Genomic DNA, 21,258 nt, shown 5'->3' with positions numbered 1-21,258 from the left:
CCCCTGCCTTTCCGGAGGAAGAATGATGTCCAGTGCCAATACGAGTGCTGTCGGCCAAGGCTTGGCCAATCGCTTCAACCTGCAGCAATATGTCGTCTATCTTGGCTTCCTGGCCATTTTCCTGTTCTTCGCCGTGGTGCTGAAGGACAGCGGGTTCCTGACGGTCCGGAACCTCTCCAACATCGTGCTGCAGACCGCGCCGGCCACGATCATGGCGATCGGCCTCGTCTTCGTCATGTCGGCAGGGGAGATCGACCTTTCGATCGGTTCGACAGTCGCGGTGGCTGCCTTGGCCGCAGCGGTGACACTTGGCCAGTATGGTCTTGTCGCAGGCGTCCTGGCCGGTCTCGGTGCCGGCCTGCTGATCGGCCTGATCAATGGCGCGCTGGTTGCCTATGTCAAGCTGCCGTCCTTCCTGGTCACCCTGGCGACGCTGGGGTTGTTTGCGGGTGTATCGCGATCGATGACGGACCTGCGTTCCATCCCGGTCACCGACAGTGTCTTCACCGGCTTCTTCGGCTCGGGTGTCTTCCTTGGCATCCCATCGCTGATCTGGTGGACGGCAATCGCCGTCGCCATTGGCCACATCATCTATCGTGAGACCCGTTTCGGCGCCCATGTTCTGGCGACCGGCGACAATGCTCGCGCTGCCAGCGTATCCGGCATCAGCGTGCCGCGCATCAGGTTGGCTGTCATGGCCATCAGTGGCACTCTCGCGGGCCTTGCCGGCCTGCTCTATGCCGGCCGCCTGCAGGCCGCCAAATATACGCTCGGCGAAACCGATCTGATGACCGTCATTGCCGCCGTCATCGTGGGCGGCACGCTGCTGAACGGCGGCAGAGGCTCGATCATCGGCGCGCTGGTCGGCTCGCTGATGATGGGCATGCTCAACAACGGCCTCATCCTCATGGGCCTGTCGGTCTCCGACCAGATGATCGTCAGAGGCCTCATCATCCTGGCAGCCGTCGCCGTATCACTGCGCGAAAAGTCCCGCTGAAGGAGCCACCATGTTTCTCGACGTTCTGCGCCGCCGCAATCCGGCTTTCATCGAAGCCGCGATGGCCTTGCATCAGCAGGGGAAGATCCCGGTGAACGCCTATGTACTCGACCTGGATACGGTCGAACGCAATGCCCGCGTGCTCTCCGACGAGGCGGCGCGGCTCGGGCTGAAGACCTTCGCGATGACCAAGCAGGTCGGCCGCTCGAGCTCATTTTGCCAGGCAGTCAAGCGCGGTGGCATCGATCGTGCAGTCGCCGTCGACATGGCTTGCGCACGCGCCACTCACAAGGCCGGCCTGAAGCTCGGCCATCTCGGACACCTGCAGCAGGTCGCACGCCACGAGGCTGCGGCCGCGGCAAAGGCGTTCGCGCCCGACTATTGGACGGTCTTCAACGACAGCAAGGCCGGTGAGGCCGCTGCCGGCGCGAAAGCTGCTGGATACACCCAAGATCTGCTGGCGCGCATCCGCGCCGAGGGAGACACGTTCTATCGCGGTCATGAGGGCGGCTATGACGCAGCAGATATCACTGCGGTGGCCAACCGCCTGGACGCGCTGGACGGAGGACGTTTCGCCGGCATCACCACATTCCCGGCCCTGCTGTTCGACCAGGCAACGCGCAAGGTCCTCCCGACGCACAATCTCTCGACACTGTCGAAGGCCGCCGAGACGTTGGCGAAATCCGGCTGCAAGGATATCGAGATCAATGCGCCCGGCACCACCTCCGCGGTGATGCTGCAGGCGCTTGCCGACGCAGGGGCTACCCAGTGCGAACCCGGCAACGGCCTACACGGCACGACTGCACTGCATGTGATGGAGGATCTGCCGGAGCTGCCGGCGGTGCTTTACCTCACCGAGGTGTCGCATCTTGCGGGCGGCAAGGCCTATTGCCTGGGTGGTGGTTTCTACATCGATCCGATCTTCCCGGACTATGACGTGAAAGCACTGGTTGGCGCCGAGCCTACTGTGGCGGCAACGGCCTTGCGCAGTGTCGAGGTGCCGCCGCCCTCGGCGATCGACTATTACGCGATGATCGACGCCACCGGTCCATCGGCGCCCAAACCGGGCGATACCGCAGTGTTCGGCTTCCGTGGGCAGGCTTTCGTCACCCGCGCCTTTGTCGTCGGCGTTTCCGGTATTTCGAAAGGCCAGCCGAAGGTCGAGACCATCGAAACCGGTTTTGGCGAGACGGCCGCCTGGCCTGTCTAGGAGACTTGTTATGACCCCCACTGAGGCAAATGCACCGGTGCTCAAGCTGCAGGACATCCACAAGATGTTCAGCGGCATCACCGCGATCGAGAACTTCTCGCTCGAAGTCCATCCGGGCGAGATCGTCGCCCTGGTCGGCGACAACGGTGCAGGCAAGTCGACGCTGATCAAGATCATCTCGGGCGTCCATTCACCGACCTCGGGTACGATCAGCATCGAGGGCGAGACGGTGACGATGTCCAATGCCACCATGGCGCGGTCGCACGGCATCGAGGTGGTCTATCAGGATCTCGCTCTTGCCGATCAGCAAAGTGTCTACATGAACATGTTCCTGGGCAGGGAACCGGTGAACGGTTTCGGCCTGCTGGACAGGCGCCGCATGATCGCGGAGACCGACAAACTGGTGAAAGAGCTCGACGTGCGCATCCCTTCCGCGCATGCCACCATTCGCGACCTGTCAGGTGGCCAGCGGCAGGGCGTAGCGATCGCGCGCGCCACGCATTGGGCAAGCAAGCTGATCCTGCTCGACGAACCGACGGCCGCGCTGGGTGTCGCCGAAACCGCCAAGGTCGAGGAAATCGTCCTGTCGCTGAAACGGCGCAACATCGGTGTCCTGATCATCAGCCACAGTCTCGATCAGGTCTTCCGGCTCTCCGATCGCATCTGCGTGCTGCGTCGCGGCAAGCAGATTGGCGTGCGCGAAACGGCGAAAACTGACAAGAACGAGATCATCGCCATGATCACCGGCCTGCAACAGCAGTAGCGCGCGACTGGTCGGCATGGGTTCTGGCTGTGGCCGGGCATGATTGCCACCGCCAGAGAGGTCTTCGTTATGCGATGCTTTCGCCGCCGTCGATCACCAGTGCTTGTCCGGTCATGAAGGAGGACCTGTCGGACGCGAGGAAGAGGATCGCCTCAGCGATCTCTTCGGCCGTTGCCCAGCGCTGCATGGGGATCTTTGTCCGCACATAGGTTTCGATCGCTTCCCGACCGCCCATCTGAGCGATGAACGGATCGTTGAACGGCGTATCCACCCAGCCCGGGCACAACGCATTCACGCGCACATTGTATTTGGCATAGTCGATCGACATCTGCCGCGTCATCGCCACTGCTGCGTGCTTGGAGGTGGCATAGGCGATCATTTCACGGTCGTAGAAGACGCCGGAATTCGAAGCTGTATTGACGATCACGCCGCTGCCCTGCGTGATCATGGCCGGCACAACAAGTTTCGCGGTGAGAAACTGCGCCCGCACATTGATGCGCCAGGAAGCGTCCATGCCTTCGGCCGCGACTTCCGTCAACGGCCCGCCGATTTGTATGCCGGCGTGGTTGTGCAGGATGTCGATGCGGCCGTGACGGTCGAGTGTGGTCGCGACGAGCCGCTCGATCTGGGTGTCATCTGCGACATCGGTGGCGATGGCCTCCGCGCGCCCTCCCGCAGAGCGGATTGCCTCGGCCGCGGCATTGCCGGCCGCCGCATCCCGGTCGGCGATGACGACCACAGCTCCCTCCTTGCTCATCAGCGCAGCGCCCGCGCGGCCGATGCCTGAGCCCGCGCCGGTCACCACGGCAATGCGATCTTTGAGCAGCATGATGGGCCTTTCAGTGGGAGGGCGTGCGCTTGCGCAGCAGCAGTTGCGCCAGCAGGACCATGAACACCGAAGCGCACAGCACGATGGTGGCGATGGCATTGATTTCCGGTGTGACGCCGCGGCGGATCGAGGCGAAGACATAGATCGGCAGCGTGGTCTGCGATCCGGCGACGAAGAAGGCGATGATGAAATCGTCGAAGGAGAAGGTGAAGGCGAGCAGGAAGCCGGCAAGGACGGCCGGCATGATCTGCGGCAGCACGATCGAGCGGAAGGTCGTGAACGGCGTCGCGTAGAGATCGCTCGAGGCTTCGACGAGGCTGCGGTCGAGACTGCCGAGCCGGGTGCGCACGATCATCGACACCAGAGCCATCGAAAACAGGCCGTGCGCCGCGATGATCGATCCATAGCCCAGCGCCAGTCGAGGCGGAGCGTCGCCCGGCCAGATCGAGGCGAGCATCGGGTTGACCGCATCGAACAACTGAACCAGCGCCACCAGTGTCGAGATGCCGATGACGACGCCCGGCACCACGATGGCCGCGCCCAGCAGCGCGTCGAAGGCTGCGCGGATGCGCGGGCTCACGCGGGCGAGACCGAGGGCTGCCGCAGTGCCGATCACGGCCGCCAGGAAGGCACTCGTGGTTGCGATGAACAGGCTGTTCTTCAAGGCCTCGACCAGGAAAGGATTGGACAGCGCCTTGCCATACCATTGCGTTGAAAGGCCTGTGAGTTCGCTGGCGTGCCGGCCGGCATTGAATGAGAACAGCACGACCAGCGCGATCGGCAGGTAGAGGAAGGCAAAGACCGCAGCGATGAAGGCGCGCATCAGATCAGGTCCACCTGGCGCGCACCGGAGAAGCGGCTCGAAACACGGTTCGCGATGATGAGGACTACGACCGAGACAAGCACCAGCGTCACCGCGATGGCGGAACCGAATGGCCAGTTGCGCGACTGCAGGAACAGGTCGACCAGTGCGTTGCCGAGGAAGAAGACCTTGCCGCCGCCGAGCATTGTCGGGATCAGATATTCGCCGAGCAGCAGGATCATCACCAGCGAAAAGCCGGTCGTCACGCCAGGCAGCGAAAGCCTGAATGTTATTCCAAAAAAGGTCGAGACCGGCTTGGCGCCGAGATCGGCGGAGGCCTCCAGAAGGCGGCGGTCGAGCCGTTCGAGACTGACATAGATCGGCAGGATCATCAGCGGCAGATAGCCGTAGACAATGCCGAGCAGTACGGCGCCCGGCGTGTTGATGAGCCGCAAATCCTCGATGCCGACATAGGCGAGCAGGGTCGGGATGCCGCGGCCGCCCAGGATATACATCCAGGCATAGGTGCGCATCAGAAGGCTGGTCCAGAATGGAATGACGATCAGCGCGAGCAGGATCAGTCGCCAGCGCTGCGACGCCTTCAGTGCGAGATAATAAGCGACGGGATAGGCCACCAGCAGGCAAGCGAAAGCACCGACGGGAGCAAGGATCAGCGTGTTCCAGAAGGCGGCTGCACGGGCGGGAAGATTGGCATACTGCGTCAGCGTCAGCGCTGCCTGATAGCCTCCCTCCGGTGCCCGTTCGCCGACGCTGAAGATGATGATGGCGATGAAGGGCAGCACGAGGAAGACGATCAGCCATGCGCCGGCCGGGGCCAGCAGCAGGGTGGTCAGCAGTTTTCGACGAAGGGGACTACCAGGCATCCGGCTAGATCCAGGTCACCGACGGGCGCGGTTGCCTCGCGCTCGCCGGCAAGGTTTGTGACAGGAACGGACCGGCTCAGGCCGACTTGAAGCGTGCCATCAGTTCGGCGCGCGAAGGGTCGGTCAGTGTTGCGGCGGCACCGAATTCGAGCGGCGTGAGCAACTCGGCTGCCGGATAGAGTATCGGGTTTTCCAACACTTCCTTCGGCAAGAGCGCGTTGACCCGCGCGTCGGTACAGGGCGCGCCGTTGGCGATATGCTCCTTCACCGCCACCTGCGGGTTCATGAGGTGATTGAGCAAGGCGTAGCCCGCCGGCTTGTTCGGCGCATCCTTGGGGATTGCATAGAAATCAGTCCAGATCTCGCCGCCCTCCTTGCCGAGCACATAGGCGATCTCGGGAATGTCGCGGTGAAGCTGGGCGCCGTCATTGGTCCAGCACATGGTCATCCACGCGTCGCCTGCCCGCATTGCCGGCTGGTAGTCGCTGGAAACCGCGAAGAGGTGCGGCTTGACCTTGATCAGCAGCTCCTCCGCCTTGGCCAGCTCGTCGGGCTTCAGCGAGTTGAAGGAGAAACCGAAATATTTCAGGGCATTGCCGATGGTGGTGAGCTGATAGTCGTGCACCATCGTGCGGCCGTCGCCCTCAGCCATGGCCGTATCCCAGAATTCCTTCCAACTGGTCATCGGTTTGGTGAGTTTCTTGGTGTTCACGGCAAAGCCGGTGGTACCCCAGTTCTTCGGCACCGCGTAGACGACACCCTCGATCGTCCCTTCGGCGGTAAAGCGCGCATCCTCCGACTTGGCGTCGAAATTGGTCAGCTTGGCCATGTCGAGCTGGTCGATCAGATCAAGTTTCCTGTAGGTCGAGATGGTGTAGTTGGTCGGCACGAACAGGCTCCAGCCCGAACCGCCGGCCTGCAGCTTGGCAAGCATTTCCTCGTTCGAGCCGAACACATTGACCTCGACGGCCACGCCCGTGTCCTTGGTGAAATTCTCGAAGGTCGCGGGATCATGGTAGTTGGGCCATGTGGCGATCGACATACGGTCGCCAAGGTTCTCGGCGGCGCGGGCCGGTGTCGGGGCGAGGCCGAGTTCGCGGCCGAGGACAGCGGTGGCGATGCCGAGGCCAGTCAAGCCCAGGAAGTCGCGACGGCCGATGGAGCCGCGTCTGAGACGCATGAGTTGGTGGACGAATTCCTCCGATGTGACGGGCAGACCGTCACGATATGATTTCGACATTTCTGGTTTCCCTCTGTTTTGTCCCGTTTTCCTTGATGCCCGGGAACGCCAGCGGCGTTCCTGGAGCAAAGCCGATGGCGACGGGCTCACCCGGCTCGAAGAGATTCCCCTGGAAGAACTGATGGTCGGCGGTGGCCATGAGCGTTCCCAGGACCGGCACCTCGATGGCATATTCCACAGTCGCCCCCAGGAAGATGCGATTGCGCACGACACCTTGCAGCGTGCCTCGCCCTGGCGCTTCCAGCCTCAGTGCTTCCGGCCTCAGGCTGACCGTAGTGTCGTCGCCCTTGGCGAGGTTGCCGCGGCTGCGCGCCGAGATCGTGGATCCATTGGCGAGCCGCAGCTCGACCAGGCCATCCGCGCGGCCGGAGACCTTACCGGGTAGAAGGTTGGTCTTGCCGACGAAATCGGCGACGAACAGATCAGCCGGTTCGTGATAGACTTCGTTAGGCTGGCCGATCTGGACGATGCTGCCGCGATTCATCACGCAGACGAAGTCGCTCATCGACAAGGCTTCCTCTTGGTCGTGCGTGACCAGCACAAACGTTATGCCCAGTTCACGCTGCAGATTCTGCAGTTCGATCTGCATGTCCGTGCGCAGCTTCTTGTCGAGTGCGGCCAGCGGCTCGTCGAGGAGCAGCACTGCCGGCTTGTTGACCAGGGCACGGGCGAGCGCGACACGCTGCTGCTGACCGCCCGAAAGCTCGTGGACCTTGCGGTGGCCATAGCCGGCGAGCTGAACCATTGCCAGGGCTTCGCCTGCCCTTAGACGGATCTCGCGGGTGGAAAGCCTGGGCCGCTGCTGGCGCAGGCCGTAGGCTACGTTGTTCTCCACGTCGAGGTGCGGAAACAGCGCATATTGCTGGAACACCATGTTGACGGGCCGCCGATAAGGCGGCGTTCCGGCCATGTCCTGGCCGCGGATGAGCACCTGGCCTTCGCTTGGCTGCTCGAAACCGGCGATCATGCGCAGGCAGGTGGTCTTGCCGCAGCCCGATGGTCCGAGCAGCGCGACGAAGGCGGCCGGAGGAATGGAGAGATTGATGCCGCTGACGGCGGTGACCGCGCCATAGCGCTTGGCGACCTCGCGGAACTCGATGTCGGGGTTAAGCGCTGCGGTCAAACGAATGTCTCCAAGCGCGGACGCGTCCCCGCAACGCTAGCAGAAAATTTCAACTCGTATATACCTCACAGGTGGTATATGAGTATGATTTGACTGATATGAGTGGTATTTCCTTGCGAAGGCAAACCTCCCGCGGCGGCGATTTCGATGACCTTGCGGCGGTGATTGCCGCCACCCGGGAGACGGAGGGCCGCGGTTTTGGGGAGGCGCTGGTCGGTTGGTTGCGCCGGCACGTTTTCTTCGATCATTCGGTGGTGTTTGGCTATCGCGGCGCGGCGCGGCCGCCGATGCTGTTTGAAACGTTTTCGCCGGCTGAAAGTCACGTATTTGTCGCGCTTTACCAGGAAGGGCCTTACCTGCTCGATCCTTTCCATCATGCTGCGGTGGAGCGTCGGGAAGGCTTCTGGCGCATGCGTGAACTGGCGCCGGATCGCTTTTATGCCAGCGAATATTTCCGTTCCTACTACAGCCAGACACGCCTGGCCGAAGAGGTCGGCTTCTTCGTGCCGCTCGCTGGAAAGCAGGCTCTGGTTTTGTCTTTGATGCGGCTCAAGACAACAGGGCCATTCGGCACCGCCGACGCGCGGCTGCTGCGCGATATGGCACCGACGGTCATCGAACTTTGCCGTCTGCGCTGGGCTGAACTGCCCGAAATGTCCGAAATGGAACATCCTGCGTCAATGGCCAAAGGCATGCAGGCGCGTGCAAACGAATTCGACCGCGCTCACATATGGGAGAGCCTGTCACTGACTTCGCGCGAGATGCACGTCGTCGATATGGTACTCCAGGGTCATTCGACCGAATCCATCGCGCGGTCGCTGGGTGTTGCTCCTGGAACCATCAAGGTCCATCGCCGCAATATCCACCGCAAGCTCGGCATCAAATCCCAGGCCGAGCTTTTTGCCCGATTCATCCAGATCATCGAAAAACGACAATGACGATCTGTCTTGCCGCTCATCATGAGACCTGCGAACTCAGACGCAGGTCGCGTCGCTAGGCTTCAGAAAGGCTTGGGTACCTATGCGTCAGTGCACAACCTTAAATATCCAGGTTTGCCACGCTGAGCGCATTCTCCTGGATGAATTCACGGCGCGGTTCGACTTCGTCGCCCATCAGCCTTGCAAACAATGAGTCGGCGTCGGTGGCGTCGTTGACCTTGACCTGCAGCAGCGAGCGCACGTTCGGGTCGAGCGTGGTTTCCCAAAGCTGCTCGGCATTCATCTCGCCCAGACCTTTGTAGCGCTGCATGGTCAGCCCCTTCCTGCCGGCGGCGAAAATCGCGTCGAGCAGGGCGAGTGGGCCGGATATCATCTCAGAGGTCTCGCGGCGGCGCAGATGCGGTGGCTCCGAATAGACTTCGGCAAGGCGGGAAGCGTAACGATCAAGCTGGCGCGCATCGGCCGAATTGATCAGGCCCATGTCGAGCTGCACCACCTCGCGCACGCCACGTACGGTGCGTTCGAACACATAGCCGCCCGTGCCGTCGTTGGAAGTCGATGTACGTCCCTGCCAGCCGCGCTCGATATCTTCGGCAATGGCGTCAAGCCGCTTGGCGATCGTTTCGGCCATGGCGTTGGCGCGGCCGAGATCGTTGAAGACAACAGGGTTGAGGCCGCCGGCGATCGCAGCCTGTTCGACCACGGCGCGGTTGTAGCGTGTGTGCAGGCCGTTGATCAGCTGACGCACACCCAACGCGTCCGTCACGGCGGAAGCAAGATCCTGGCCGGTGCGGACTTCACCCGACGAGAGCGTGAGAGAGGCTTCTTCGAGCCCGGAGGAGATCAGGAATTCCTCGAAGGCACCTTCGTTCTTGATGTATTGCGAGCTCTTGCCGCGGCTCACCTTATAAAGCGGTGGCTGCGCGATATAGAGATGACCGCGCTCGATTAGCTCCGGCATTTGCCGGAAGAAGAAGGTGAGCAGAAGCGTCCGGATGTGGGCACCGTCGACGTCGGCGTCCGACATGATGATGATCTTGTGGTAGCGCAGTTTGTCGGCGTTGAATTCGTCCTTGCCGATCGAGGTGCCGAGCGCGGTGATCAGCGTGCCGATCATATCGGACGACAGCATGCGGTCGAAACGCGCGCGCTCGACATTGAGGATCTTGCCGCGCAGCGGCAGGATCGCCTGGTTCTGGCGCGAGCGACCGCTTTTGGCCGAGCCGCCTGCCGAGTCACCCTCGACGATGAAGATTTCGGATTTGGCCGGATCGCGCTCCTGGCAGTCGGCAAGTTTGCCGGGCAGGGAGGTGATGTCGAGCACGCCCTTGCGGCGGGTGAGCTCGCGCGCCTTGCGCGCCGCTTCTCGAGCGGCGGCGGCTTCCACCACCTTGCCGATCAGCGTCCTGGCCTCGGAAGGGTGTTCCTCCAGCCAGGTGCCGAGCGCCTCGTTCACGAGACTTTCCACAACCGGCCGCACTTCCGAGGACACCAGCTTGTCCTTGGTCTGGGAGGAGAATTTCGGGTCCGGCACCTTTACCGAAAGTACGGCGGTCAGGCCTTCGCGGCAATCGTCACCGGTCAGCGTCACCTTTTCCTTCTTGGTCAGCCCCGAAGTATCGGCATAGCCGGTCACCTGGCGCGTCAGCGCGCCGCGGAATCCGGCCAGATGCGTGCCGCCGTCGCGCTGCGGGATGTTGTTGGTGAAGGCCAGCACATTCTCGTGGTAGCTGTCGTTCCACCACATGGCGACTTCCACGGTGATGCCGTCGCGTTCGCTTTTGATGGCGATCGGCTTCTCGATCAGCGACTTCTTGGAACGGTCGAGATATTTGACGAACTCTTCCAGCCCGCCTTCATAGTGCAGTTCCTGCGTCTTGACGTCGGCATGACGCTTGTCGGTCAGCACGATGCGCACGCCCGAGTTCAGAAAGGCAAGTTCGCGCAGCCGGTGCTCCAGCGTGCCGTAATCGAACTCGGTCACGCCCTTGAACGTGTCGGATGACGGCAGGAAGGTGATTTCCGAGCCGCTGCGGCCTTCATAGGTGCCGGGGAGCTTTTCCTGGTGATAGGTGCCGGTCACCTTCAGTGGCGCGTCGGCGTCGCCATGGGTGAAGCTCATTTCGTGGATATTGCCATCGCGGCGAACCTTGATGCGTAGCCACACCGACAGCGCGTTGACCACCGAAACGCCGACGCCGTGCAGGCCGCCGGAGACCTTGTAGGAGTTCTGGTCGAACTTACCGCCGGCGTGCAACTGGGTCATGATGACCTCGGCCGCGGAGACGCCTTCGCTCGGGTGCAGATCGGTCGGGATGCCGCGACCATTGTCGATCACCGTGCACGAACCGTCTGGATTAAGCGTCACCGTCACCAGGTCGGCATGGCCGGCCAGCGCCTCGTCGATGGCGTTGTCGACCACCTCATAGACCATGTGATGCAGGCCCGAACCGTCATCGGTGTCGCCGATATACATGCCAGGGCGCTTGCGCACTGCATCCAGGCCCTTGAGAACCTTGATGGAATCGGCGCCATACTCGACGCTGCCGCCGTTGGCGTTTTCGCTCTGATCGCTCATGGAAACCTGTCTGTTCGATACCGTTCTAAAAGGCGCAGGAAGCGCCCGAATCGTGCTCGTCCCGAGAAGTCAGATATAGGGGTAAAAGGCGGTTTTTCCAAGGTTTACGGGGTACTGCAGCGGGGATAATGGCTCGTAGAGGCGGGGGCAATCACACACGCGAGTGGTGCTTGGCTTCCCTGCGCCTCATTCCGCCCCGTTCCGAACGCGTCGAGGCGCCAGCGCCCAGGGGCAACCCCCACAAAATGACGAGCACGTAACCTCCACAGCCGCCTGGTCGGATCGATGCCGGCAGATAGCGGCTAAGAGCGCCGCTTGGTTATGCGGGAAATGATGACGTTGCTGGCGGAGCGCGCAAAGCAGGCTGCTTCACTCTGCGATTTGGACATTTCGATCAACAGTCGTATGCTTGTTCATCGGCGATAGATGGGTCAGGGCATCGCCGGCTGTAAGCGAAGACGCGCTTCCGCCCCAAGTGCAAGGGAAGGGAGTTATGGTGATTCGCCATTCCTCGACGAGCGGGGCTGCGTATCCCGACGATCTCAAACTTCTGAAAGTCATCTATGATGACATCTGCACCCAGCGCGGCCTCAGGCGTGGGAGCACTGCCGCGGAGAATTTGGCCCGGGAGGCAATGGACCTGTTCTCGCAGGGTGTCTTTGATGAAGCCGACATCCGCGAAAGCCTGAAGCTTTACCTTGAGCGGAAGGAACCAAGGAACTGAATTTATCCTGCGGCGAAGTGTCCAGCCCGGGTCCTGTCCGTTGTTTGCGCAGTGCGGATCAGCCCAGCGCGCGGATCTTGTCTTCGACCTGCTGCGGGTAGTGGAACCCGGCACGTGCCGCGACCTCGCGACCAAGTCGGCCATAAAGCTTCACAGTTTCCTCAAAGGCCCGCTTCTGATCGTCGGCGTCGAAACGGCCGAACGTTTCCTGTAAATCGCGCCAGGTTTCGGTATCGGTCCATTCCCTGAGATGGGTGCCAATGTGCCAGATGTCCACCGGCTTCGAATTCGTTGCGATTGCATGCCATTCGATCATTTCCAGCAGCAGTTCCTTCATGGTCCAGTCGCGTTGTTTGACAAGGAAAAGCTCGCCACGAGCCAGATATTTGGGCACATGGAATGCCTCGAACCAGAATTCCTCGACCCTCTCACGAAATTTTTCTGATGAGGGCAGTGGAGCCGCCGGAAACTGATGGGATGGTGGCGGCAAATCTTTCGTAAGCCCCGTCTTGTCGAGCAAGATCCGATAGCCACGTTCATAGAGCGGATCGAGGCCGGATCTGATCATGTCGGCAACACGTCGAAGGCCTGCGATCGTGAAGTCGACCTTCACGCCGCCTTCGAAAATCGCCAGCCGGGTCGGCCAGTCCTGGTCCTCGTCGAGGCGCAGGACGGTTATGAGTTCACCGATCTCCGTCAGCCATTTGTCGTTCGACGAGAGATTGTCCGGTCTTGCCGCGATGATCTCGATATCAAGATCGGAGAATTCGTCGGCGCGGTTGTCGGTGCGGACAAGCGATCCGGTATGGATCAATGCCTCCACACCCTCATGCCCGGTTGCCCACGCGACAACGGCATTCAGAACGTCGGTACGTGTCATGGCCGGGAACTCCTGGATTGCGGTCTTTTCCTAGGTAGGAAAGGCAAGGGCCCGTGCAAGCTGGAATTGCCAGGACGCTATCGCGCCTTGCTGTTGCGCCGCATGGACGCCGCTATTGGCGCTCACTACATTGGAGCCAGCCACGGAAGACGTCATGGACACAAAGCCAGCCCCCTTCGTTCCGCCGGCGCCGAAGCCGCGCACCGTGCCGCCCTCGACGCTGGAGATGATGCGTATCGTCTACCGCAATCCGCTCGAGTTGTGGGGTGAGCCTTCCTACAACGAACCTTGGATTTCGGTGACCGGTATCGGTGGGCCGTTGGTCGTCGCCAACGATCCGGCGCTCATCCGTCATGTGCTCGTCGACAACGCCAAAAACTACAAGATGGCGACGGTGCGCCAGAAAATACTGCGCCCCATCCTGCGCGACGGCCTCCTCACCGCGGAGGGCGACGTTTGGAAGCGTTCACGCAAGGCGATGGCTCCGGTGTTCACGCCGCGTCACATATTCGGCTTTGCCGCTCCGATGCTGAAACGCACGGTCGAGTTCGTCGAGCGCTATCAGGACGGCGCGGTCAGCGATGTCGCTCATGACATGACCATGCTGACCTATGACATCTTGGCCGAGACGCTGTTTTCCGGTGAGATTGCGGGCGAGCCGGGCAGTTTTGCCAGCCAGATCGACCGCCTGTTCGAGACCATGGGCCGGGTCGATCCGCTCGATCTGCTGCGTGCGCCGGACTGGTTGCCGAGGCTGACCCGCATCCGCGGTCGCAAGTCGTTGGCGTATTTCCGCAACATCGTCACCAACACCGTGTTGATGCGCGAGGAGCGATTGAAGCGCGATCCCAACAGCGTGCCGCAGGATTTTCTCACCCTGCTGCTCAAGGCCGAAGGGCCTGATGGGCTGACCCGCGCCGAGGTGGAAGACAACATCATCACCTTCATCGGTGCCGGCCACGAAACGACGGCCCGCGCGCTCGGCTGGACGCTGTATTGCCTGGCCGAGGCACCGTGGGAGCGCGAGCCGGTGGAAGCCGAGATCGATGCCGTTCTGGCACGCGAGCCGGATCCGACCAAATGGCTGGACGCCATGCCGCTCACACGCGCGGTTTTCGAAGAGGCGCTACGGCTCTATCCGCCGGCCCCGTCGATCAATCGCGAGCCGGTCGAGCCGGAGACCTTCAACGGGCTCTATATTCCGCCGCGTGCTGCCGTGCTGGTGATGCCCTGGGTGGTGCACCGCCATCGCAAGCTGTGGGATCGCCCCGATGCCTTCCTGCCGGAGCGCTTCCATCCTGGAAGCCGGGAAAAGATGGACCGGTTCCAGTATCTGCCTTTCGGCGCCGGTCCGCGCGTATGCATCGGGGCAAGTTTCGCCATGCAGGAAGCGATCATCGCGCTCGCCATCCTGCTTTCGCGCTTCCGTTTCGACACGGTCGCCGAGACGAAACCTTGGCCGGTGCAGAAGCTGACAACACAACCTGAAGGTGGTCTGCCGATGCGGGTGACGAAGCGGTGAGCGGCAGCAGCAAAGCGGTGCACGTACACGTCACCGGCCGCGTTCAGGGTGTCGGCTTTCGTGTGTGGACGCAACGCGAGGCGTCACGGCTTGGCCTGCGCGGCTGGGTGCGCAACGAACCGGACGGTTCAGTCAGCGTCTTGATCGCAGGTTCGAACGAAGCCGTGGCCAAGATGCTGAAAGCCTTTTGGCAAGGGCCATCCGGCGCCGGCGTCAGACGTGTCGAGCCAAAACCCGCCGACCCCTCCGATGCGCCGATGGATTTCGACATCACCGGCTGACCCGCGCCCACTTGTCAGAGCAGCGTTACGGCTTAGGGAACGGTTCGACCGTGCCTTTAAGCTTGATGGTGATCGGCTGGCCGAAGCGGTCTTTCGACTTGCCGGCGGGCGCACGGATCCAGCCTTCGCTGACGCAATACTCGCTGACGTCGTCGCGCTCGCGCCCATTGAACAGGATGCCGACGCCGCGCTCGAGCACCTCTGCATCGAAATAGGGGCTGCGCGGGTCGTTGCTCAACCGGTCGGGAAGGGTCATCGATTGCTCCAATAGCACGAGGCGACTGCGGCAGGGCGCAGAAGCACGAATTTTAAGGTCGGGAGCGCTGTTAAGGGCATTTACCATCACGGTAAAGCCCTGTGGCTCGGTTCCGACGTTTGTGTCCGGCTGGACGGGCGCTAGTCATGTCCTTGAAAGATGTTCTCGACATGCACGGGCCAGCGCCAGGGCAGGACCGCCACCATATCGAAGCGCACTGAAAGCCTGCCGAAATCCGGCTGGCGTGACAGCCATAGGTCCGCGGCGCGCTCGATGCGGTGCTCGGACTCGTATTCGATTGCGTCCATCGCTTCCACCAATGTCCGCCGCGCCTTCACTTCGACGATCAGTATGAGGTCGCCACGCCGGGCAATCAGGTCGATCTCACCGAGCTTGGTCCGGTAGCGGCGGGCGAGGATGCGATAGCCTTTGAAAGTCAGGGCGATGGCAGCCAGCCATTCGCTGCGGTGACCGCGCCGATAGGACTTCCGTTTTCGGATGACGGAGGCATCAGCCACCGCTTGCTTCCTTCAGTTCCAGCAGCCTGCGGTAGAGCGCCTGCTTCTGGCCGCCGGTCATCTTGGCGGCCTCGGCTGCTGCCTTGGAGGCTGGCATCTCCGAAGCAAGCGACAGAAGCAGCCGGTCTATGTCCGCCGGACCTTCGGTTTTTGCGACGGGCGGACCGACACAAATGACGATCTCACCTTTCGGCGTATCGGCTTCTGCGTAGTGCGCGGCGAGCTCGGTCAGCGTACCGGGCCGCATTTCTTCGAAGGTCTTGGTCAGTTCACGCCCGATCGCTGCCTGGCGTGTCCCGCCCAGAACCTCGGCCATCGCCCCCAGCGTCTCGGCCAGCCGTCGCGGAGACTCGAAGAAGATCAGTGTCGCCGGAACGCCTTTAAGCTCTTCCAGTCGTGTCTGGCGCTGGCCGGTTTTGGCCGGCAGGAAGCCTGCGAACAGGAAGGTGTCGGAGGGCAGACCGGAGGCGGTCAGCGCAGCGAGTGCCGCCGAAGGACCGGGTATCGGCACCACGCGGATGCCGCGCTCGATCGCTTCGCCGACCAGCCGGTAGCCAGGATCGGAAACCAGCGGGGTGCCGGCATCCGAGATCAGCGCGACGCTTTGTCCCTGTTCGAGAGCCGCGATCAGTCTCGGACCAGCCTCGGCGGCATTGTGCTCGTGATAGGCGGTGGTGCGGCGGCGGATACCGTAGCGCTCCAGAAGCACGCGCGAAACGCGTGTGTCCTCGCAGGCGACGAGATCGGCCGAAGCCAGCGTTTCCAAGGCGCGCAGGGTGATGTCGGCCAGGTTGCCGATCGGCGTTGCTACCAGATAGAGCGCAGCTTCAAGCGGTCGGGCAGCAAGCTCCGTCTGCCCGATCACATAGGTCTTCCTGGTCGTTTCGCCGTTCATGTGCCCTCCGGTCTGCGCTTGTTTGGCACGGGCGGCGAAGACTTGCAAAAGTCGCGCGCCGCCACACCTTTGCCACAGGGCCGCAGCACACAAAGCGCAGCGGAATTCATGGGTGATTCTGGAAGCACGCGATGCCCAATCATTTCGACGCCTGCATGTCCCAGTTGGAAGCGCGCAGCGCCCGGGAGACAGGGCCTTCCCACATCTCTGGTGACGAAAACGGCGATCACCAGCATGGCAAGGACGAAGTAAAGTCAGGCCGCGGCGGTGAGTTCTTTGCCGAAAAAGACCGTGTCAAAAACGGTCATAAGCGGCACGCGTGAGCCGCCGGTTGTGAGCCTGGCTAGCTAACGCGCCAGGTCAGCCACGACCGCATCCAGCACAATCATACCGGCAGCCGTAGCGCGCAGGCGTGAATTGCCGATCGATGTGACCAGCCCTTCTTCCTGCAGGATCGAAAGCCGAGCCGAGGGCAGGGCACGACCCGAATATTGCTCGTAACGGGCAAGGTCGATTCCTTCTGCGAGTCGCAACCCCATCAGCAGGAATTCGTCGGCTTCTTCCGAACGGGTAAGGATCTCGCCTCCGGTGACGCCGTGGCCCTTGGCTTCGACGAGATCCAGCCAGGTTTCCGGCATCTTCTCCGCCACCGTCACCACGCGCGTGCCCTTCTCGACAAAGCGGCCATGCGCGCCGGGGCCGACACCGACATATTCGCCATAACGCCAATAGGTCAGGTTGTGCCGGCTCTCGGCGCCTGGTTTTGCATGGTTGGAAATCTCATAGGCCGGCAGGCCGCGAGCCGCGGTGATTTCCTGCGTCAGCTGATAGAGGTCGGCTGCATGATCACCATCCGGGATTTCGAACTTCCTTGCTGCATGCAGCATGTGGAAGGGTGTGCCTTCCTCGATCGTGAGTTGATAGAGCGACAGATGATCGGCGGCATGGCCGATCGCTTCCTCGAGCTCCGCTTCCCAGGCTTCCGGCGTCTGGCCGGGGCGAGCGTAGATCAGGTCGAAGGAAAGGCGCGGGAAGATCTCGCGGGCGAGCCCGATGGCGTGCAGCGCTTCCTCGACATTGTGCAGCCGGCCGAGAAATTTGAGGTCGCGGTCGTTCAGCGCCTGCACGCCGAGCGAAACACGGTTGACGCCCGCGCTGCGGTAGCCGCGGAAACGTTCGGCCTCGACGGAAGACGGGTTGGCCTCCAGCGTCACTTCGATGCCGGCCGGTACCGTCCAGTTTTTGGCGACCGCATCCAGCACGGCACCGACGGTTTCCGGCTTCATCAGCGATGGCGTGCCGCCGCCAAGGAAGATACTGGTCACTTGGCGCGGGCCGGTGCGTTCGCGCATCGTGGCAAGCTCGGCCTCGAAGGCACGCGTGTATCGTTCTTGGTCCACCGGCTGGTGGCGGACGTGGCTGTTGAAGTCGCAATAAGGGCATTTGGCCGCGCAGAACGGCCAATGAATGTAGACGCCGAAGCCGGGCGACCGATCCAGCAGCATCAGGCCGAACCCAGCCTTGCACGGGCGAACTTCTGGAAGGCGCGGGCGCGGTGCGACAGCGCCTCGGCCTGGCCGGGTTTCCAGCCATGTTTCTGCTCGGCGGTCATCTCGCCGAAGGTCTTGTCGTGCCCGTCGGGGCGGAACACCGGATCATAGCCGAAGCCGAGGTCACCGCGCGGTGGCCAGACCAATGTGCCTTCCGCTTCGCCGCGGTAATATTCGGCCTGGCCGTCCGGGAAGGCGAGGCAGATAACAGCCACGAAGCGTCCCGTACGCTGCGCTGCTTCGGTCGCCTTCACTTCCTGCAGCGCATCTTCGGTCTTCTGCATCGCCATGCCGAAATCGCGGCTGCCGTCGGGCTTTTCGGCCCAGTTGGCGGTGTAGACACCTGGTGCGCCGTCAAGCGCGTCGACGCAAAGCCCGGAATCGTCCGAAAGCGCAGGCAGACCGGTCGTCTGCGCAGCGGCGAAAGCCTTGATATAGGCGTTTTCCTCGAAGGTCGTACCAGTCTCGTCCGGCTCCGGCAGGCCATATTCCTTGGCCGATTTCGCCTCGAAACCGAAAGGTGCCATCAGGTCGGCGAATTCCTTCAGCTTGCCGGCGTTGTGGCTGGCGACGACGATCTTCTTTCCATCGAGCGAATGCATTTACAGCTTCCAGATCTTGGGTTCGGCGAATTCCAGCGAGTTTCCGGAAGGATCGCGCAGATAGATGGAGCGACCGCCTTGCGGCCATTCGAATTCGGCCTCGATGGCGACGCCATGCGCACTCAGATGCGCCTTCCAGCGATCCTGCTCCTCGGCACTTGCCGAAAAGCAGAGATGGCCGTGACCCATCGCGCCATGCGGGGGCACTGGCAGGCGGGCATCGGCTGCGGGCGGGTGCCGCGTTGCCTCCGCGTTGAACAGCAGCAGCACGCCCTGGCCGCAGCGAAAGAACACATGCCGGCCTTCAACCTTGCCGATGCGCTCCAGGCCGATGATATCGGCATAGAACGCTTCCGCTGTCTCCAGATCGGTGACGTAGAGCGCGGATTCAAGGATGGCGGCAGGCTGCATCACGCTTCAGGCCACCGCCATCTGCTGCAGGGACACCAGGCGGGAAATGCCCTTCTTGGCCAGGCCCATCAGCGCCGTGAACTGCTCTTCCGAGAAAGGTTCACCTTCGGCCGTGCCCTGGATTTCGACGATGCCGCCCTTGCCGGTCATGACGAAATTGGCGTCGGTACCGGCGGAGGAATCCTCAAGATAGTCGAGATCGATGACCGGTTGGCCGTCATGGATGCCGCATGAAATGGCGGCGACATGGTCTTTCAGCACCTTGTCCAGCTTTACCATCTGGCGCGCTTCCATCCAGCGCAGGCAGTCGTAGAGCGCCACCCAGCCGCCGGTGATGGAAGCCGTGCGGGTACCGCCATCGGCTTGGATGACGTCGCAGTCGACGGTGATCTGGACCTCGCCCAGCGCCTGCATATCGACCACGGCGCGCAGCGAGCGACCGATCAAGCGCTGGATTTCCAGCGTGCGCCCACCCTGCTTGCCTGCGGAAGCCTCGCGGCGCATGCGATCGCCGGTCGAGCGTGGCAGCATGCCGTATTCGGCTGTCACCCAGCCCTTGCCGGTGTTGCGCATCCAGCCGGGCACTTTTTCCTCCAGGCTTGCCGTGCACAGCACGTGCGTGTCGCCGAATTTGACCAGGCAGGAGCCTTCGGCGTGCTTGGAAACGCCGCGCTCGAAGGAGATCGCACGCATTTCGTCTGACTGGCGTTTGGAGGGGCGCATCAAAGGTCTTTCTTCTTGGTTTTGGAGTCGTGGCCGGCTTGTAGCTCCATGGAAGACCGGGCGCAAAGGAAAACGGGTCGCTTGCGTCGCACCGGCTGCAATCTATATCCTTGTCTCCGGAGATTTAGCGCCCGATGACCAAGCCCATCGTTGATCCGATCATGCAATCGCCGGCCTTTCAGCCGCTCGATATCCGTTCGCGCGATATCTTCCGGCGCATCGTCGAGTCCTATCTACGGGACGGCGAGCCGGTCGGCTCACGCTCCTTGTCGCGTATCCTGCCCTCGTCGCTGTCGCCGGCGACGATCCGCAACGTGATGAGCGACCTCGAGCATCTTGGGTTGATCTACGCACCGCACATTTCCGCAGGCCGGCTGCCGACCCAGCAGGGATTGCGTTTCTTTGTCGATGCTTTCATGGAGTTCGGCGATCTCACCGACGAGGAACGCCGTTCCATCGAGACGCAGGTGAAGGCTTCGGGCGAGGGCATGTCGCTCGAACACATGCTGACCGAAGCCAGCCAGATGCTGTCCGGAATGTCGCGTGGTGCAGGGCTCGTCCTGGCCGCCAAGGCTGAAGTGGCGCTGAAGCATATCGAATTCATCCAGCTGGAGCCGGGCAAGGCTTTGGCGGTGCTGGTCTCACAGGGTGGCGATGTCGAAAACCGCGTCATCGACCTGCCGGCCGGCATCACGCTTTCGCAACTGCACGAGGCTTCGAACTTCCTCAACGCCCATATCCGTGGCCGCACGCTCGCCGAGGCACGCGGTGAGATTTCAAGGTTGAAGGAAGAAACCCGCACTGCGCTCGATACGCTGTCGCAGGATCTGGTCGAAAAGGGCCTTGCCGTCTGGGCAGGCACTGAAAGCGGCCTGCCGGCGCGCCTTATCGTGCGCGGTCGTGCAAATCTGCTCGAAAACGTCACCGCTCAGGCCGACATCGAGCTCCTGAAGCGTTTGTTCGAGGACATGGAGGCTCAGGATGGGTTGATCCAGTTGCTCGACCTCGCCGAACAGGGCTCGGGCGTGCGCATCTTCATCGGTTCGGAAAACAAGCTGTTTTCGCTGTCAGGCTCGTCGCTGGTCGTCGCGCCCTATCGCGACAAGGATGCGCGCGTGGTCGGCGCCCTCGGCGTGATCGGCCCGACGCGGCTCAACTATGCGCGCATCGTGCCGATGGTGGACTATACGGCACAGCTGATTTCGCGCATGCTGCGGTAGTTAGCTGAGACTGCCGGCCAGGAGGGAACGCCATGGCGCTGGAAGAGATCAAAGCCCGTATCGGCCTGCTTCTGCAGGAGATGGTCAACCAGCCGGAAGACGAGCACGAGATCCAGGAGCAGTTGCGCGAGAAGTTCTCCGAACTGCGTGCGCTCGGCTTGCCGCTGCCGGCCGATCTTGTCGAACTGGAAAAGCGGCTGGAAGCTGGCTTCGGCGCCGAGGCCTGAAGGGCGGTCGTTCTCACAGCCAGTTGTGATGCGCTGGCGCGCATCCCATCCTATCGTCGTCGTGGTGGGTGAAGGAGGATGATGT

24 protein-coding genes are annotated in these 21,258 nt (G+C 62.2%); 10 read left to right on the top strand and 14 right to left on the bottom strand.

The annotated features are described in order from the left end of the window. The first annotated feature begins 25 nt into the window (after positions 1–25). Genes AO692_RS06495 through AO692_RS06485 form a run of 3 tightly spaced genes read left to right on the top strand, consistent with a single transcriptional unit; the run spans position 26 to position 2,970 of the window. On the top strand, positions 26–997 hold the full coding sequence (locus AO692_RS06495) for an ABC transporter permease (RefSeq protein ID WP_054309202.1): 972 nt from the start codon (positions 26–28) through the stop codon (positions 995–997). Between the two features lie 10 nt (positions 998–1,007). Continuing rightward, positions 1,008–2,207, top strand: a complete 1,200-nt coding sequence (locus tag AO692_RS06490) for an alanine racemase (protein WP_054309201.1) — start codon at positions 1,008–1,010, stop codon at positions 2,205–2,207. A 10-nt stretch (positions 2,208–2,217) separates the two neighbouring features. Then, the gene (locus AO692_RS06485) at positions 2,218–2,970 is read left to right on the top strand and encodes an ATP-binding cassette domain-containing protein (protein WP_054309200.1); all 753 of its coding nucleotides are present in this window, start codon (positions 2,218–2,220) and stop codon (positions 2,968–2,970) included. Between the two features lie 67 nt (positions 2,971–3,037). On the opposite strand, the gene AO692_RS06480 is transcribed toward AO692_RS06485, so the two are convergent. From AO692_RS06480 to AO692_RS06460, 5 genes are all read right to left on the bottom strand, one after another. After that, a complete protein-coding gene (locus AO692_RS06480) occupies positions 3,038–3,799 on the bottom strand; it encodes a glucose 1-dehydrogenase (protein ID WP_054309199.1) in 762 nt (253 codons plus the stop codon). Between the two features lie 10 nt (positions 3,800–3,809). Then, positions 3,810–4,622 carry an ABC transporter permease gene (locus AO692_RS06475; RefSeq protein WP_054309198.1) on the bottom strand — a complete coding sequence of 271 codons (813 nt, stop codon included), beginning with the start codon at positions 4,620–4,622 and terminating at the stop codon, positions 3,810–3,812. Further along, the gene (locus AO692_RS06470; protein ID WP_054309197.1) at positions 4,622–5,485 is read right to left on the bottom strand and encodes an ABC transporter permease; all 864 of its coding nucleotides are present in this window, start codon (positions 5,483–5,485) and stop codon (positions 4,622–4,624) included. Before AO692_RS06470 ends, AO692_RS06475 begins: the two co-directional genes overlap by 1 nt. Before the next feature lie 76 nt (positions 5,486–5,561). Then, a complete protein-coding gene (locus AO692_RS06465) occupies positions 5,562–6,725 on the bottom strand; it encodes a spermidine/putrescine ABC transporter substrate-binding protein (RefSeq protein ID WP_054309196.1) in 1,164 nt (387 codons plus the stop codon). Continuing rightward, positions 6,706–7,848 (bottom strand): ABC transporter ATP-binding protein, encoded by a 1,143-nt coding sequence (locus AO692_RS06460; protein ID WP_054309195.1) that lies wholly within the window; start codon positions 7,846–7,848, stop codon positions 6,706–6,708. Before AO692_RS06460 ends, AO692_RS06465 begins: the two co-directional genes overlap by 20 nt. Positions 7,849–7,946: 98 nt before the next feature. On the opposite strand from AO692_RS06460, the gene AO692_RS06455 reads away from it, so the two are divergent. Further along, a complete protein-coding gene (locus tag AO692_RS06455) occupies positions 7,947–8,786 on the top strand; it encodes a LuxR C-terminal-related transcriptional regulator (RefSeq protein WP_082407230.1) in 840 nt (279 codons plus the stop codon). 100 nt (positions 8,787–8,886) lie between these two features. On the opposite strand, the gene gyrB is transcribed toward AO692_RS06455, so the two are convergent. After that, complete coding sequence (gene gyrB, locus AO692_RS06450) at positions 8,887–11,364, bottom strand: DNA topoisomerase (ATP-hydrolyzing) subunit B (RefSeq protein WP_054309194.1); 2,478 nt, start codon at positions 11,362–11,364, stop codon at positions 8,887–8,889. A gap of 493 nt (positions 11,365–11,857) precedes the next feature. Here gyrB and AO692_RS06445 point away from each other — a divergent pair, with 493 nt between their 5' ends. Continuing rightward, positions 11,858–12,088, top strand: coding sequence for a hypothetical protein (locus AO692_RS06445; RefSeq protein WP_054309193.1), 231 nt, complete (start codon positions 11,858–11,860; stop codon positions 12,086–12,088). Between the two features lie 58 nt (positions 12,089–12,146). Here the strand turns inward: AO692_RS06445 and AO692_RS06440 are convergent, their stop codons facing one another. Beyond that, positions 12,147–12,968: an aminoglycoside 6-adenylyltransferase gene (locus AO692_RS06440; protein ID WP_054309192.1), complete on the bottom strand. Its 822-nt coding sequence runs from the start codon at positions 12,966–12,968 to the stop codon at positions 12,147–12,149. A 154-nt stretch (positions 12,969–13,122) separates the two neighbouring features. Here AO692_RS06440 and AO692_RS06435 point away from each other — a divergent pair, with 154 nt between their 5' ends. Together AO692_RS06435 and AO692_RS06430 are read left to right on the top strand one after the other, a co-directional pair. After that, complete coding sequence (locus AO692_RS06435) at positions 13,123–14,490, top strand: cytochrome P450 (RefSeq protein ID WP_054309191.1); 1,368 nt, start codon at positions 13,123–13,125, stop codon at positions 14,488–14,490. After that, positions 14,487–14,771 (top strand): acylphosphatase, encoded by a 285-nt coding sequence (locus tag AO692_RS06430; protein WP_054309190.1) that lies wholly within the window; start codon positions 14,487–14,489, stop codon positions 14,769–14,771. The genes AO692_RS06435 and AO692_RS06430 overlap by 4 nt, the downstream gene beginning before the upstream one ends. Before the next feature lie 25 nt (positions 14,772–14,796). Here AO692_RS06430 and AO692_RS06425 read toward each other — a convergent pair whose 3' ends face one another. From AO692_RS06425 to rsmI, 3 genes are all read right to left on the bottom strand, one after another. Next, entirely contained in the window at positions 14,797–15,027 is a 231-nt protein-coding gene (locus AO692_RS06425) for a DUF3297 family protein (RefSeq protein ID WP_054309189.1), read from the bottom strand. Between the two features lie 140 nt (positions 15,028–15,167). Further along, positions 15,168–15,545, bottom strand: coding sequence for a YraN family protein (locus AO692_RS06420; protein ID WP_054309188.1), 378 nt, complete (start codon positions 15,543–15,545; stop codon positions 15,168–15,170). After that, positions 15,538–16,440, bottom strand: coding sequence for a 16S rRNA (cytidine(1402)-2'-O)-methyltransferase (gene rsmI / locus AO692_RS06415; RefSeq protein ID WP_054309187.1), 903 nt, complete (start codon positions 16,438–16,440; stop codon positions 15,538–15,540). The genes AO692_RS06420 and rsmI overlap by 8 nt, the downstream gene beginning before the upstream one ends. A 131-nt stretch (positions 16,441–16,571) precedes the next feature. Between rsmI and AO692_RS06410 the strand changes: the two genes are divergently transcribed. Next, a complete protein-coding gene (locus AO692_RS06410; RefSeq protein ID WP_054309186.1) occupies positions 16,572–16,763 on the top strand; it encodes a hypothetical protein in 192 nt (63 codons plus the stop codon). A gap of 24 nt (positions 16,764–16,787) precedes the next feature. Here the strand turns inward: AO692_RS06410 and hemW are convergent, their stop codons facing one another. From hemW to rph, 4 genes are read right to left on the bottom strand one after another with little or no spacing between them, the layout of a single operon-like run. Beyond that, positions 16,788–17,945: a radical SAM family heme chaperone HemW gene (hemW, locus tag AO692_RS06405; RefSeq protein WP_054309185.1), complete on the bottom strand. Its 1,158-nt coding sequence runs from the start codon at positions 17,943–17,945 to the stop codon at positions 16,788–16,790. Continuing rightward, positions 17,945–18,592, bottom strand: coding sequence for an RdgB/HAM1 family non-canonical purine NTP pyrophosphatase (rdgB, locus tag AO692_RS06400; RefSeq protein ID WP_054309184.1), 648 nt, complete (start codon positions 18,590–18,592; stop codon positions 17,945–17,947). Before rdgB ends, hemW begins: the two co-directional genes overlap by 1 nt. After that, complete coding sequence (locus AO692_RS06395; protein WP_054309183.1) at positions 18,593–19,003, bottom strand: VOC family protein; 411 nt, start codon at positions 19,001–19,003, stop codon at positions 18,593–18,595. Positions 19,004–19,009: 6 nt separating this feature from the next. Further along, positions 19,010–19,726, bottom strand: a complete 717-nt coding sequence (gene rph / locus AO692_RS06390; RefSeq protein WP_054309182.1) for a ribonuclease PH — start codon at positions 19,724–19,726, stop codon at positions 19,010–19,012. 134 nt (positions 19,727–19,860) lie between these two features. On the opposite strand from rph, the gene hrcA reads away from it, so the two are divergent. Both hrcA and AO692_RS06380 read left to right on the top strand, forming a co-directional pair. Next, positions 19,861–20,946: a heat-inducible transcriptional repressor HrcA gene (gene hrcA, locus AO692_RS06385; protein ID WP_054309181.1), complete on the top strand. Its 1,086-nt coding sequence runs from the start codon at positions 19,861–19,863 to the stop codon at positions 20,944–20,946. Positions 20,947–20,978: 32 nt separating this feature from the next. Beyond that, positions 20,979–21,173 (top strand): hypothetical protein, encoded by a 195-nt coding sequence (locus AO692_RS06380; protein ID WP_054309180.1) that lies wholly within the window; start codon positions 20,979–20,981, stop codon positions 21,171–21,173. Positions 21,174–21,258: the final 85 nt, after the last annotated feature.

Origin of the sequence: Mesorhizobium sp. 1M-11 (assembly GCF_001303895.1) — a bacterium.
Taxonomy (GTDB): domain Bacteria; phylum Pseudomonadota; class Alphaproteobacteria; order Rhizobiales; family Rhizobiaceae; genus Mesorhizobium.
This window is presented reverse-complemented; position numbering and strand designations above follow the sequence as displayed.

Bases quoted from the DNA above. Each gene is read 5' to 3' on its own strand.
- AO692_RS06495 (WP_054309202.1), top strand. From the start codon at position 26: ATGTCCAGTGCCAATACGAGTGCTGTCGGCCAAGGCTTGGCCAATCGC.
- AO692_RS06490 (WP_054309201.1), top strand. From the start codon at position 1,008: ATGTTTCTCGACGTTCTGCGCCGCCGCAATCCGGCTTTCATCGAAGCC.
- AO692_RS06485 (WP_054309200.1), top strand. From the start codon at position 2,218: ATGACCCCCACTGAGGCAAATGCACCGGTGCTCAAGCTGCAGGACATC.
- AO692_RS06480 (WP_054309199.1), bottom strand. From the start codon at position 3,799: ATGCTGCTCAAAGATCGCATTGCCGTGGTGACCGGCGCGGGCTCAGGC.
- AO692_RS06475 (WP_054309198.1), bottom strand. From the start codon at position 4,622: ATGCGCGCCTTCATCGCTGCGGTCTTTGCCTTCCTCTACCTGCCGATC.
- AO692_RS06470 (WP_054309197.1), bottom strand. From the start codon at position 5,485: ATGCCTGGTAGTCCCCTTCGTCGAAAACTGCTGACCACCCTGCTGCTG.
- AO692_RS06465 (WP_054309196.1), bottom strand. From the start codon at position 6,725: ATGTCGAAATCATATCGTGACGGTCTGCCCGTCACATCGGAGGAATTC.
- AO692_RS06455 (WP_082407230.1), top strand. From the start codon at position 7,947: ATGAGTGGTATTTCCTTGCGAAGGCAAACCTCCCGCGGCGGCGATTTC.
- gyrB (WP_054309194.1), bottom strand. From the start codon at position 11,364: ATGAGCGATCAGAGCGAAAACGCCAACGGCGGCAGCGTCGAGTATGGC.
- AO692_RS06445 (WP_054309193.1), top strand. From the start codon at position 11,858: ATGGTGATTCGCCATTCCTCGACGAGCGGGGCTGCGTATCCCGACGAT.
- AO692_RS06440 (WP_054309192.1), bottom strand. From the start codon at position 12,968: ATGACACGTACCGACGTTCTGAATGCCGTTGTCGCGTGGGCAACCGGG.
- AO692_RS06435 (WP_054309191.1), top strand. From the start codon at position 13,123: ATGGACACAAAGCCAGCCCCCTTCGTTCCGCCGGCGCCGAAGCCGCGC.
- AO692_RS06425 (WP_054309189.1), bottom strand. From the start codon at position 15,027: ATGACCCTTCCCGACCGGTTGAGCAACGACCCGCGCAGCCCCTATTTC.
- rsmI (WP_054309187.1), bottom strand. From the start codon at position 16,440: ATGAACGGCGAAACGACCAGGAAGACCTATGTGATCGGGCAGACGGAG.
- AO692_RS06410 (WP_054309186.1), top strand. From the start codon at position 16,572: ATGCCCAATCATTTCGACGCCTGCATGTCCCAGTTGGAAGCGCGCAGC.
- hemW (WP_054309185.1), bottom strand. From the start codon at position 17,945: ATGCTGCTGGATCGGTCGCCCGGCTTCGGCGTCTACATTCATTGGCCG.
- rdgB (WP_054309184.1), bottom strand. From the start codon at position 18,592: ATGCATTCGCTCGATGGAAAGAAGATCGTCGTCGCCAGCCACAACGCC.
- AO692_RS06395 (WP_054309183.1), bottom strand. From the start codon at position 19,003: ATGCAGCCTGCCGCCATCCTTGAATCCGCGCTCTACGTCACCGATCTG.
- rph (WP_054309182.1), bottom strand. From the start codon at position 19,726: ATGCGCCCCTCCAAACGCCAGTCAGACGAAATGCGTGCGATCTCCTTC.
- hrcA (WP_054309181.1), top strand. From the start codon at position 19,861: ATGACCAAGCCCATCGTTGATCCGATCATGCAATCGCCGGCCTTTCAG.
- AO692_RS06380 (WP_054309180.1), top strand. From the start codon at position 20,979: ATGGCGCTGGAAGAGATCAAAGCCCGTATCGGCCTGCTTCTGCAGGAG.